9 protein-coding genes are annotated in these 12,822 nt (G+C 40.5%); all 9 read left to right on the forward strand.

Annotated features, from left to right (window positions below; genetic code table 11):
- The first annotated feature begins 66 nt into the window (after positions 1-66).
- The 9 genes from EU510_RS09995 (at position 67) to tldD (ending at position 12,778) form a co-directional block, all read left to right on the forward strand.
- Positions 67-2,115 carry an SUMF1/EgtB/PvdO family nonheme iron enzyme gene (locus EU510_RS09995; RefSeq protein ID WP_149593385.1) on the forward strand — a complete coding sequence of 683 codons (2,049 nt, stop codon included), beginning with the start codon at positions 67-69 and terminating at the stop codon, positions 2,113-2,115.
- A 133-nt stretch (positions 2,116-2,248) separates the two neighbouring features.
- Positions 2,249-3,292: a rod shape-determining protein gene (locus EU510_RS10000; RefSeq protein ID WP_002958401.1), complete on the forward strand. Its 1,044-nt coding sequence runs from the start codon at positions 2,249-2,251 to the stop codon at positions 3,290-3,292.
- On the forward strand, positions 3,292-4,134 hold the full coding sequence (gene mreC, locus EU510_RS10005; protein WP_173400216.1) for a rod shape-determining protein MreC: 843 nt from the start codon (positions 3,292-3,294) through the stop codon (positions 4,132-4,134). The genes EU510_RS10000 and mreC overlap by 1 nt, the downstream gene beginning before the upstream one ends.
- Complete coding sequence (mreD, locus tag EU510_RS10010; protein WP_002958403.1) at positions 4,127-4,606, forward strand: rod shape-determining protein MreD; 480 nt, start codon at positions 4,127-4,129, stop codon at positions 4,604-4,606. The genes mreC and mreD overlap by 8 nt, the downstream gene beginning before the upstream one ends.
- Positions 4,606-5,175 carry a Maf family protein gene (locus EU510_RS10015; RefSeq protein WP_002958404.1) on the forward strand — a complete coding sequence of 190 codons (570 nt, stop codon included), beginning with the start codon at positions 4,606-4,608 and terminating at the stop codon, positions 5,173-5,175. The genes mreD and EU510_RS10015 overlap by 1 nt, the downstream gene beginning before the upstream one ends.
- A gap of 1 nt (position 5,176) precedes the next feature.
- Positions 5,177-6,649 carry a ribonuclease G gene (gene rng, locus EU510_RS10020; protein WP_002958405.1) on the forward strand — a complete coding sequence of 491 codons (1,473 nt, stop codon included), beginning with the start codon at positions 5,177-5,179 and terminating at the stop codon, positions 6,647-6,649.
- Positions 6,649-10,506 (forward strand): YhdP family protein, encoded by a 3,858-nt coding sequence (locus EU510_RS10025; RefSeq protein WP_149593386.1) that lies wholly within the window; start codon positions 6,649-6,651, stop codon positions 10,504-10,506. Before rng ends, EU510_RS10025 begins: the two co-directional genes overlap by 1 nt.
- Positions 10,503-11,342, forward strand: a complete 840-nt coding sequence (locus EU510_RS10030; RefSeq protein ID WP_149593387.1) for a carbon-nitrogen hydrolase family protein — start codon at positions 10,503-10,505, stop codon at positions 11,340-11,342. Before EU510_RS10025 ends, EU510_RS10030 begins: the two co-directional genes overlap by 4 nt.
- Complete coding sequence (gene tldD / locus EU510_RS10035; protein WP_149593388.1) at positions 11,339-12,778, forward strand: metalloprotease TldD; 1,440 nt, start codon at positions 11,339-11,341, stop codon at positions 12,776-12,778. The genes EU510_RS10030 and tldD overlap by 4 nt, the downstream gene beginning before the upstream one ends.
- Positions 12,779-12,822 lie beyond the last annotated feature (44 nt).

Consider the following 12,822-nt stretch of genomic DNA (forward strand, 5'->3'; position numbering starts at 1 on the left):
GCATAAGGCTTTAATTATAATAAATAATAACGACCAAATAATTGCCGCTTTTTGGGACTGGAATATATGCGAATTACTCCTTTATCTCTGTTAATTTCAGCTAGTTTGTTAGCTAGTAGTGCATTTGCACAAGACACAGCTACAGTAACTGGAATTGAGTCAGAGATTAGTGTTAAACAGACAGAATACGATAACTCGACAAGAATACTTGAAAAACATCTTAAAGAAGAAAGTCAGTTACAAAATCAACTAGAGCTACTTCGTTCTCGTTCTACAGAGCTAGATAAAGAAAAAAACCAAGCGCTCGATGCGATGAACGAAATGTACCGTCGTTTAATTGACGATCCCACTATTAATATTAGTGCGGCTCAATCACGCTATCAAAAAGCGGTGATTGATCATAAGCAAAATAAAGATGATATTTCTATGCAGTTGGCGGCAATTGCATCCCACCGTAAAGATATAGAGCAAATTCGTGTTGCTAAGCATACGCTTTTAAATACTTTAGAAAGTTTAAAAGAGCAGTTAACTACAGCCAGAGTAGAGCGTTTACGTAACGAGTTTACACGTGAAGGCACGCTTGAAGTTAACCATACTATTAACTGTAAGCGAACAGAAACGCTAGCAGCGTGTGAGCAACGCGGTCAGCAAATGGGTCTACAAAAAGCAACTAAACGCTTTGTAGATCAAATATTTGCCAACTTAACAGAAGAGCGCATTGTTGAGCCAAAACGTAATTTGGCTGGCGCTCAAGTACAAATATTAAGTAGCCATGTAGTTAACAGTGCATTTAGCGGCCAAGGTAACTACAACGTTAACTTAAGTGTAACCATGCGCGGCGAAGTAAACAGCAGCCGTTTATGTAGCTTATTAAGCATTGATAACCGTTATTGTTCTGAGTACGGCACGCCACTTACTGCTGCTTATCAACCCGCTTATGGCACAACATTTACTGATAGTCAGTTAACATTCAGTAATAGCGCGGATAATAGCAACACGGTGTCGGTTTCTCGTTTAGAAAAGCAGCCAGTACGTGATTATTCAGTTAAACCTGCATCGGTGAAAAAAGATTACCCTTCTATCCTTAATAAGAAGAAGGATCAATCAATAGAGTTGACATTACGCTCAAACGTATACGACGATGAAGTGTTTATTGATGGTGTAAGCTTTGGCTCAACACGCTTGATCACGCGTTTACCTCCGGGTATTCACAACATTGAAATACGTAAGCTTGGCTATAAGCCTTATCAAGTTCGTGTTGATTTGAATAAAGCACAAACAATTAATGCAAATTTGGTAAAAAAGCCTAAGTCGATTGCTGCACCGACCTATACTCGAGAGCAACCAGAAGTAACAACGCGTCAGGTTAGTGAAAACGTTAATGTATTAAATGCAAACGTTGAAACGCCGGTTGTCGTTATTCCTGCAGGCAAATTTAAAATGGGCGATATTAATGGCAATGGTTTAGCTAATGAACGTCCAGTAATTGAAAAAGTAATAGCAAATTCTTTCGCTATGCAAAGTAAAGAGGTAACCGTAGGTGCCTACGAGAAGTTTGTAGCAAATACAGGTTATAAAACTCAAGCGGAAAAAAATAAAGGGTGTGCGTATTATTTAAATGGCGAGCCAGTATGGGAAGCAAATTTAAATTGGCGTAATCCTGGTTTTGAGCAAGGCAGTGACTTCCCTGCTGTATGTTTAACTTATAACGATGCAAAAGCTTATGCAGAGTGGTTATCGGGTCAAACAGGGCAGCAATTTCGTTTACCTAACGAAGTTGAGTGGGAGTACGCGGCACGTGCAGGAACCGAAACAGAATACCCTTGGGGTAACGAAATTGGTAAAAACCTAGCTAACTGTGGTTGGTGTGGTAGTGAATGGTCAAATAGACGTGCATCACCAGTAGGTTCTTTTTCTCCAAATGCATTTGGATTATACGATACCGTAGGCAATGTATGGGAATGGACCGATAAAGAATCAGGTGAGTCTGATGTAGCAGTAAGAGGCGGAGCGTGGAATTTTGCACCAAGCCTTGCTCGTGCATCTACGCGTTTAATTTTAGCGCCTGATTTTAGATCTAACTACATTGGTTTTCGCTTAGTTCGCGAACGATAAACTCAATTAAGGAAGCTTTGCTTCCTTTTTTCATAAATTCACAAAGGCGCTGCGCTTTATATTGCTCATATAGTTAAGCATGTTAAAGTGAGGCAGCTAATATAAGAACGTATTTCAAAGGTCATCCAGCCTCATGTTTAAAAAACTCCGTGGTATTTTTTCTAACGATCTATCGATCGACTTGGGTACAGCCAATACCCTAATTTATGTAAAAGAAGAAGGTATTGTATTAAACGAACCTTCTGTTGTTGCTATTCGCCAAGAACGCGCTGGTGGACCTAAAAGTGTTGCATCTGTAGGTACAGAAGCAAAACAAATGCTAGGTCGTACACCGGGAAATATTAAAGCAATCCGTCCAATGAAAGACGGTGTAATTGCTGATTTTTATGTAACTGAAAAAATGTTACAACACTTCATTAAGCAAGTGCATAACAATAACTTTATGCGCCCAAGTCCGCGTGTACTAATTTGTGTACCGTGTGGTGCTACTCAAGTAGAAAAACGTGCAATACGTGAATCTGCAATGGGTGCTGGTGCTCGTGAAGTTTACTTAATTGAAGAACCAATGGCAGCAGCTATTGGCGCAGGTTTACCAGTATCAGAAGCAACAGGTTCTATGGTTGTTGACATTGGTGGTGGTACAACTGAAGTGGCTATTATTTCACTTAACGGCGTTGTTTACTCATCATCTGTTCGTATTGGTGGTGATAAGTTTGACGAAGCTATTATTAATTATGTACGTCGTAACTTTGGTAGCTTAATCGGTGAAGCGACAGCTGAAAATATTAAGCATCAAATTGGCTCTGCGTTCAAAACTGATGAGCCAATCGAAATTGAAGTGCGCGGTCGTAACCTTGCCGAAGGTGTTCCGCGTTCATTCACACTTAACTCACACGAAATCCTAGAAGCTCTACAAGAGCCGTTAATGGGTATTGTGAGTGCAGTAATGGTTGCGCTTGAGCAATCACCACCAGAGCTTGCATCAGATATCTCTGCGCACGGTATGGTACTTACTGGCGGTGGTGCATTATTAAAAGATTTAGACCGTTTATTAATGGAAGAAACGGGTATTCCGGTTGTTGTAGCTGATGATCCACTTACGTGTGTTGCGCGTGGTGGTGGTAAAGCATTAGAAATGATCGATGTTCATGGTGGTGACGTTTTTAGTTACGACTAATGAAATTAATGTTTGGACGCACAGTCTCTTTGCAACTGCGACTTTTTGTCGCAGTGCTTTTGAGTATCGTACTCATAGTTGGAGACAGATATACGCAAGGTGGTACCGTTGTTCGTACCAGCCTTAATACTCTAGTTAGCCCACTAATCTATGTTGCTAATTTACCCTACGAATTATTTAGCTTAAGTGCTAAAAGCCTGCATACGCGGGATCAACTTCTTACTGAAAACGAAGCGCTGAAAAAAAAGCAAATGCTACAAAGCGAGCAACTTCAGCAGTATCAATTTCTAGCCAGAGAAAATCAAAAATTGCGCGCCTTACTAGGCTCATCTGCAAAGCAATCAAATCGTAAAATTATTGCTCAAGTACTTTCTGTACATTCAAACCCGTATAGTCATCAGGTTGTTATTAACCGTGGTACTACTGACGGGCTTAGTGAAGGCCAAGCTGTAATTGATGAAATGGGTGTAGTAGGGCAGCTTACAAAGGTTGGTTCAACAACTTCACGCGTGCTACTAATGACCGACACCACACATGCCACACCTGTGCGTATACTTCGTAACGATGTACGAACGGTTGTTGAAGGCATAGGTAAAATTAACGTCGTTAAGCTCTCTCACGTTCCACACAGTTTAGATGTGCGAATTGGCGATGTACTTGTTACATCGGGTTTAGGGGGTACATTCCCTGAAGGATACCCGGTGGCAGTAGTAACTGAAATAAATCGTGATGAAGGGCGACCGTTTGCACAAGTTTTTGCAGAACCTATTGCGCAACTAGATCGCATTCGTTTGCTGGTTATTTTATGGCGTAATCAACAGGAGCAAATCAGCGATGATTAACCGTTATTCATTGTTAATTGCGCTAAGCATCTTTTTTGCGTTAATAATGGCACTAATGCCACTTCCATTTTCGTTTGAGCCATTTAGACCTGACTGGGTTTTACTTGTACTTATGTATTGGTCGCTAGCAGTACCGCATCGTTTAAATATTGGTACTGCTTGGGTCGTTGGTTTATTAATAGATTTAGCGTCTGGCTCACCGCTGGGCGTGAACTCGCTTACATTCTCGGTATGTATTTTTGTAACCGCGAGCAACTTTCAAAAAATTCGTAACTTTTCGCTTTGGCAACAAAGCCTACTAATTGGTTTATTTTTAACGCTGTATCACTTAATGCAGTTTTGGCTAAATCACTTTTTGTTAGGGGTTTATTTTAATCCACAGTACTTATGGCCAGTAGCAACCGGAATGGTTAGCTGGTTTTGGGTCTTTTTACTACTTCGTAAATATCGCAGACATTTTAGGATCAGGTAATGACTACCGCAGTATATTTGGCATCAGCCTCTCCCCGTCGTAAAGAGTTATTAAGCCAATTAGGTGTCGAATTTACACAATTTAGTGTTGATGCAGATGAAAGCCCACTTCCAAACGAGCAACCTAGAGCACTTGTTGAGCGTTTAGCGCGCTTGAAAGCCCAAAGCGGTGTAGAGCTTGGATATACCGATCGCCCTGTACTTGGTAGTGATACCGTGGTTGTTATAGACAACGAGTCATTGGGTAAACCTCGCGATAAGAATGATTTTACACACACGTTAAAACGCCTATCGGGTAACACGCATCAAGTTCTTACCGCAGTTGCATTTGCGACGCAAAATGATGTGCTTAGCTGTGTTGTAAGCACAGATGTTACTTTTAAAACCTTAACAGATGAAGAAATTAATGCTTATTGGGAGTCAGGTGAGCCACAAGATAAAGCCGGTGGCTACGGTATCCAAGGTTTAGGCGGCCGCTTTGTAACTCACATTGCGGGTAGCTATTTTTCTGTTGTAGGCTTACCTTTATATGAAACCGAACAATTATTAAAAACATTCTTAAGAAGGTAACATGAGTACAGAATTACTGATCAATGTCACACCGAGCGAAAGCCGTGTTGCCCTAATAGAAAACGGTGTACTGCAAGAAATACAGTTAGAGCGAATTGGTAACCTAGGTATTGTAGGCAATATTTACTTAGGAAAAATAAGCCGCGTACTTCCAGGTATGCAGGCTGCTTTTGTTGATATCGGCCTTGAAAAGGCTGCATTTTTGCATGCATCCGATATTGTAAATAGCGCCTCTATTGTTGAAGGCGTAGACGACGTACCAATAAAAAAAGTACAAGATATTAGAGAGTTAGTTCGTCAAGGCCAATATATTATGGTGCAAGTGGTAAAAGATCCGCTCGGCACTAAAGGCGCAAGGCTCACCACTGATATAACTATTCCTTCTCGCTATTTAGTGTTTATGCCTGATGCGACCCATGTAGGGGTTAGTCAGCGTATAGAAACTGAAGAAGAGCGCTCACGTCTTAAAAAAATAGTCGCAGAATATGGCGATGAAAATGGCAGCTTTATCGTACGTACAGCTGCTGAAGGTGCTAGCGAAGCTGAATTACGACACGATGCTGGCTTTTTAAGAAAATTATGGGAAAAAATAACATCACGTCGTAGAAAAACGAGTAAAGCCAGTATCCTACACGAAGATTTAACGCTTGCCTTTAGAACCCTGCGTGACTACGTAGGCGAAGATATGGAGCGCATTCGCGTTGACTCTAAACTCAGTTATGAAGAACTAAAATTATTTACAGAAGAATTTGTTCCACAGCTTTCTCAAGTGCTTGAATACTACCCGGGCGAGCGACCTATATTTGATTTGTTTGATGTTGAAAACGAAATTCAAAAAGCACTACATCGTAAAGTTACACTAAAATCGGGTGGTTATATAATTATTGACCAAACAGAAGCAATGACGACTGTTGATGTTAATACTGGCGCATTTGTAGGGCATCGTAATTTAGAAGAAACAATTTTTAATACCAACGTAGAAGCAACCTCTGCAATTGCCCGCCAGCTTAGGTTGCGTAACTTAGGCGGTATTATCATTATCGACTTTATCGATATGGTAAGTGAGGATCATAAGCGCCGAGTATTACATTCACTTGAATCAGCCCTTGCAAAAGATCGCACTAAAACAAATATTAATGGGCTTTCAGCGCTTGGTCTTGTTGAGATGACGCGTAAACGTACACGCGAAAGCTTAGAGCATATTTTATGTGATGTGTGCCCTGCATGTTCCGGTCGTGGTTCGCAAAAAACAGTTGAGACGGTTTGCTACGAAATACTACGTGAAATAGTGCGTGTTAACCGAGCATACGCAGCGGACAAGTTTATGGTGTATGCAGCGCCTGCGGTAAGTGAGGCCCTACTAAACGATGAGTATCATAACCTTGCTGAGCTTGAACTATTCATTGGTAAGCAAGTCAATATTCAAACAGAGAGCTTATACAGCCAAGAACAGTTTGATGTGGTAATGATGTAATGAAAGCAAAAGCGGTCTGTTTTTTTTGTTTTAGAAAGTTATGGCAGACCTGCGCCATAATTTTGGTATTACTGGCCGTTATTGTTTCAATTTTAAAATATACCCTCCCGTATGCAAACGAATACAAAGGTGACATAGAAAGCTATTTACACGAAAAATTTGAAATAAGCTTATCTATCGGTGAAATATCAGCTAGTTGGCAGGGCAGTGGTCCTGCATTAGTGCTAGAAAACTTATCGTTTAAAGATAACGAAACCGCGCCAATATCACTCACTATTGCTAAAACTAGTTTAGAGCTAAACCTATGGGAAAGCTTAAAAGCACTGCAACTTAGATCTAATTATTTTGTTATTAATGGTTTTCATACCAGTGTAAATATCGCTAACTTATTTAAACCCGGTGACAACGACGAAGTTTCTTTTGAGCAAAAAGAGCTAATTGAAGAACTGTTTTTGGGTAAAACTGGGCATTTTGCAATAGAAAATTCCAGCATCAACTTTATTTTAGAAGACGGTAAAGAACGTAAATTACTTCTTCAAAACATTGTTTGGCAAAATGAAGATGAGCAGCATCTTGGGAGTGGAAGCTTAGCATTACCGGGTATTTCGGTCGGAGACTTTGACGCGCGCATAGCACTTACTGGGGATACTCTAGAGCAAGTAGCGGGCGACATCTACGTGCAGGCTAATAAGGTCGATGTATCTAATTGGTTAGCGCAATATATAAATACGCAAAAACAACAACTGCATAGTGATATTAATTTACAAGCATGGCTAAAACTAGATAAAGGTTTTGTAAGCGATGTGAAAATGCAGTGGTTACCAAGCTTTGTACGCTGGCAGCGAGAAGAGCAAAGCCAACAAGTTAGTTTGAGTGAAGGTGGATTCCATCTATATCCAGAACAAAATAGCTGGCACTTAAAAAGCACCGGTTTAACATTTAATAGTAACGATAAAGCATGGCCAAGTTTAGAGTTTGAAGCCCAACTAGGGCTGCAAAATAAAGTGTGGCTGCATCAAGTTGATTTTGAATTACTGAGTAACCTAGCCGGGCTAAGTAATTTTAATGCACTTGAACCATTTTTAGAACGCCAACCTAGTGGGCAAATAGATCAAGCTTATTTAAGTTTTTCTAATGCACAGCAATGGCAATTATGGTTTGAGGCTAACAATATTGGCTGGCAAGAATTAAGATCGGTACCAGCAGCGCAAGGACTTAGAGTAAATGGTTTACTTACCCAAAGTACTGGTCGAATAAATTTATTTGGTGAAAGTGGCACATTAGTTACAGGCGAAAGCTTTAGTAACGACATAAATTATAACCAGCTAAATGTAGAGCTAGATTTAACTAAGCGAGATGATGGCTGGCATATAAGTAGTGACAATATCTGGTTTGATAATGATGAAGTTACTCTTGCTGCAGAATTACAAATTAGTCTAACAGATGATCCTCGATTAGATCTTTACGCAGAAGCATTCGCCCCAGATGCTAGCATTGCAGGTCATTACTTCCCATTAAAAGCGATGAGCCCTGAGCTTGTTAGCTATTTAAATGGTGCAATTAAAGGCGGAGAAGTATCTAAAGCACAAATATTATTTGCAGGGCCTTTGTCTGGTTTCCCATTTACTGATGGTGGTGGTCAGTTTGATGTATTAGCGCAAATAGATAACGCAGCGTATCAGTTTGATCCTGGTTGGCCTGCGGTCACTAATGCTAATGTACAGTTACATTTTGCTAATGAGCGAATGGACATATATAGCCAGCAAGGCAAGTTGGTTAATTTAGATATTGGTAATAGTGTACAGGTGAGCATTGCAGATTTAATGAATGCTGATGAACTTATTGTGCAAATTGATAAAAAAGCAGAGATGGAAAAGTTACATGACTTTTTTGCAGCGACACCTATTGCCAAACCTCTTGCTGAAATTTTTAAAGTTATACAGGGCAAAGGCGAAGCCGATGCCAGTATTGAGCTTTTAGTAGGCTCTAAGTTTAAAGGCGGAGCCAGTGTTAGCGGCAAAGTTAATTTAAATGACTTGCCAGTATTTATAGCAACGCCAGGTATTGAGCTTAAAAATTTAACTGGCGAACTTAACTTTACAAACGACAACATCACACTTAAAAATGCGACTGCGAAGTGGTTGGGCATGCCGCTAACTATTAATTACAGCAGTAAAAGTGATGCTAAAAATTACCAAGCAGACATAGATATAAACGCCAAAATTGATGCTGATACACTAATAGATAGTGGACAAGGTATATTAAAAAATTATTTAAGCGGGCAAAGCGATGTTGATATTGGTTTAGTACTTAATTTTACCGAACAAGGCTTTAATTATCGTGCACAGGTAAACTCAGAACTACTTGGCTTAACGAGTAACTTACCCGCACCTTATAATAAAAATAGCGAACAAGTGTGGGCGCTTGATGCTGTAGTACAAGGTGATGATATTTCTAATCTCATTACAGCAAACGCTAATCAACAGTTTTACTTTAATGCTATTTTAGAAAATGGAAAATCACAGTTTAGTAATGTCCATTTTGTGCTCGGAAAACAAGACTTAGGATTAAACCAAAAAGACTTAAGCGTAAATATAAATCTTGAGCAGAGTGAATTAGTGCCTTGGTTTGATCTGATTGATCAAATAATTAAAGCAGGTAAATCAAACCCAGATAAAAAATCAAAAGGGATTATGCCACCGCTTAATGAGGTGGTCGCAAATATAGGTATGCTTGATGCGAGTAACATCATCTTTAATGATTTTGAAATGCGTTTAGCACCATCAAAAGACGATTTATACCTAAAGCTAAATGCTAAAGAACTTAGAGCTGGCGTTTTTATTCCTACATCACAACCGAGCATGCCTATACGAATTAATGCCGATTACTTAAGGCTTAATTTTGCACAGCCTAGCGAGCAATTAATTGAAATAACAGATGTGCTTCCTGAGGAAGACTTGAGCTGGCTTACCAAAATACCTGCCATTGAGTTTGAATGTAGTGACTGTAAAATTGATCGCTACCAGCTTGATAAAGTGAGTGCGTCATTATTAGGTGATGGCGAGCGCTTATCGATATCAGAACTTGTAATCGATAAAGGAGATCATGTACTGCGCACTAAAGGGCAATGGCAAAATGGCTTAACAACCCTAAGTGGTGAGCTTAAAAGTGATGATATAGGCGCATTGTTTGGCGAGTTTGATATAACCTCCGCGATTAAAGATTCAAAAGCTGATCTAAATTATGATCTTACTTGGCAAGCTGCACCTTATGATTTTGACGTAAAAAGTTTAAGTGGTGAAGTTACTTGGGATTTAGGGGAAGGTCACTTAACTGAAATCAGTGATGGTGGTGCACGCGTATTTTCGCTGTTGAGCCTTGATTCACTCGTACGCAAACTGAAACTTGATTTTAGAGATGTATTTTCAAAGGGCTTTTTTTATAACAGCATGCAAGGCTCTATGCAGTTAGAAAACGGTATCGCTTACACTAAAGATACTAAAATGGACGGTGTGCCTGCCGATTTAACAATTAAAGGCTACGCAAACTTAAATACGCTAGATATAGATTACGACCTTGCTGTAGCGCCACAAGTAACCTCAAGCATTCCGGTTATAGTGGCATGGATGGTTAATCCAGTAACAGGGCTTGCAGCGCTGGCACTTGATAAAGTTATTCATTCTGCGCGCGTCATCTCAGAGATCAATTTTAAAGTAACGGGTAAAATGAACGATCCTATTGTTCAAGAGCTCGACAGAAAAAGTCGTGAAGTTACGCTACCTCAAGCTGCGCAAAATCAGCCACAAGCATCAGTCGATTTAAAACTTAAAGATGCACAAGTAACAGTAGCGCAATGAACAAAACAGTAAATGTAAGCACACCCACAATAGTTGCCCTACAAATGTGTTCAGGGCTAAGCCCAGATGACAACATAGCAAGCTTAAAGTGCGCACTTAAAACCCTCCCAACAATGAGGCCATTACTTGTTTGCTTACCAGAGGCTTTTTTAGTGTTTAGTAAAAGCGGTAACGATACGTTACGTGTTGCTAAGCAGGTTGAGCAATACAAATTACAACTTAGTGAATTGTGCCAACACCATAATATTTGGTTAAATGCAGGCACAATACCTGAGCCATTTAACGAGCATAAATATTACGCAGCATCGCACTTATTTAATAATCAAGGTGAGCTGGTTGCAACGTATAACAAAATACATTTATTTGATGTAACCGTTGATGATAAAACAGGTAGCTATCGAGAGTCAGATTTTACCCAAGCAGGTAGCGATGTAGTGGTTGTTGATTCTCCCTTTGGTAAAATTGGCTTAACAGTATGTTATGATCTGCGCTTTAGTGGCTTATTCAATGAACTAGTACGCCAAGGCGCCGATATTATTTTAGTACCCAGTGCATTTACAGTCCCTACAGGGCAAGCGCATTGGCAACCGCTATTAGCAGCTCGAGCAATAGAAACACAATGTTATGTAGTTGCAGCAGCTCAGTACGGTACACATGAAAATGGCCGACAAACATATGGCCACAGTATTATTATTTCACCTTGGGGCAATACCCTGAGTGAATTGCCAACAGGCACCGGTTTTATAAGCTGCTATGCAGATTTAGACCAGTTACAAAAAATTAGACGAGATATGCCCGTGCAGTCTCATCAACGATTTAGAGAGCATTTATTATGAATTCGGTTGAACAGCATTTACTACATGACAGCCTGCTAAATAGAGAAGAGCTCGAAAAAACGCTCGCTTACATACACCAGCATAAAGTGGATTACGCTGACTTATATTTTCAATCAAGCCACCACGAATCTTGGGTGCTTGAAGACGGCTTAGTTAAAGAAGGTTCTTATAACGTTGAACGTGGTGTTGGTGTACGTGCTGTAAGTGGCGAAAAAACAGGTTTTTCTTACTCTGATGCAATAAACCTCGAAGCACTTAATAAAGCGGCTACAGCGGCTCGTAGTATCGCAGATGCTGGCGAAGATAGAGCGATTAAAGTATTTAGTGATGTTAAAGCTAAAGAGCAGTTTGCACCGCACCAGCCAATTTCGAGTATGAGTGATACCGACAAGGTGAGCTTATTACGCGAACTTGAAAACTATATTCGTGAGCTAGCACCCGATGCAGAGCAAGTAATTAGTTCAATGTCAGCGGTTTACGAAGAAGTATTAATCGCAGCAAGTGATGGTACGTTTGCCACCGATATTCGCCCGCTTATTCGTTTAAACTGCTCAGTACTGCTTGAAAAAAATGGTCGCCGTGAACGCGGTGGCGCAGGTGGTGGTGCACGTTTAGATTATGGTTACTTTAAAGAGCTTGTTGATGGTAAACCACGTTGGATGGAATTTGCTGAAGAAGCGGTACGCCAAGCTAAAGTAAATCTTGAGGCTATTGATGCACCTGCAGGCACGATGGAAGTGGTACTTGGTAATGGTTGGCCTGGCGTGCTTTTACACGAAGCGGTAGGGCACGGACTTGAAGGCGACTTTAACCGCAAAGGCGCGTCTGCGTTTAGTGGTAAAGTGGGCCAAAAAGTAGCATCTGAGCTGTGTACAGTTGTTGATGATGGCACCATGGCTGACCGCCGTGGGTCACTTAACGTAGATGACGAAGGCACACCAGCCGCTTACAACGTGCTCATCGAAAACGGTATTTTAAAAGGCTATATGCAAGATAAGCTAAACGCGCGTTTAATGGGTGTAAATCCTACCGGTAACGCACGTCGTGAGTCGTATGCACATTTACCAATGCCTCGCATGACTAATACTTACATGTTAGGTGGTGAGCACAGCCAAGCCGATATTATCAGCTCAGTTAAAAAAGGGGTATTCGCGCCTAATTTTGGCGGCGGACAAGTTGATATAACCTCAGGTAAGTTTGTATTTAGTGCATCAGAAGCGTATTTAATCGAAAATGGTAAAATTACCCGACCAATTAAAGGCGCAACGCTTATTGGTAATGGCCCAGAAGTAATGCAGCAAATATCTATGGTTGGTAACGACTTAGCACTTGATAAAGGCGTGGGTGTTTGTGGTAAAGATGGTCAAAGCGTACCGGTAGGCGTAGGCCAACCAAGCCTTAAAATAGATCAGTTAACAGTAGGTGGTACAGCTTAAACATTACTCAAGCGCGAAGTGAGTTCGCGCTTTTTGTTTTAATG

The organism is Pseudoalteromonas sp. FUC4, from assembly GCF_008370255.1.
Classification (GTDB): Bacteria; Pseudomonadota; Gammaproteobacteria; order Enterobacterales; family Alteromonadaceae; genus Pseudoalteromonas.

Coding starts and splice junctions, on each gene's coding strand:
- EU510_RS09995 (WP_149593385.1), top strand. CDS start 67: ATGCGAATTACTCCTTTATCTCTGTTAATTTCAGCTAGTTTGTTAGCT.
- EU510_RS10000 (WP_002958401.1), top strand. CDS start 2,249: ATGTTTAAAAAACTCCGTGGTATTTTTTCTAACGATCTATCGATCGAC.
- mreC (WP_173400216.1), top strand. CDS start 3,292: ATGAAATTAATGTTTGGACGCACAGTCTCTTTGCAACTGCGACTTTTT.
- mreD (WP_002958403.1), top strand. CDS start 4,127: ATGATTAACCGTTATTCATTGTTAATTGCGCTAAGCATCTTTTTTGCG.
- EU510_RS10015 (WP_002958404.1), top strand. CDS start 4,606: ATGACTACCGCAGTATATTTGGCATCAGCCTCTCCCCGTCGTAAAGAG.
- rng (WP_002958405.1), top strand. CDS start 5,177: ATGAGTACAGAATTACTGATCAATGTCACACCGAGCGAAAGCCGTGTT.
- EU510_RS10025 (WP_149593386.1), top strand. CDS start 6,649: ATGAAAGCAAAAGCGGTCTGTTTTTTTTGTTTTAGAAAGTTATGGCAG.
- EU510_RS10030 (WP_149593387.1), top strand. CDS start 10,503: ATGAACAAAACAGTAAATGTAAGCACACCCACAATAGTTGCCCTACAA.
- tldD (WP_149593388.1), top strand. CDS start 11,339: ATGAATTCGGTTGAACAGCATTTACTACATGACAGCCTGCTAAATAGA.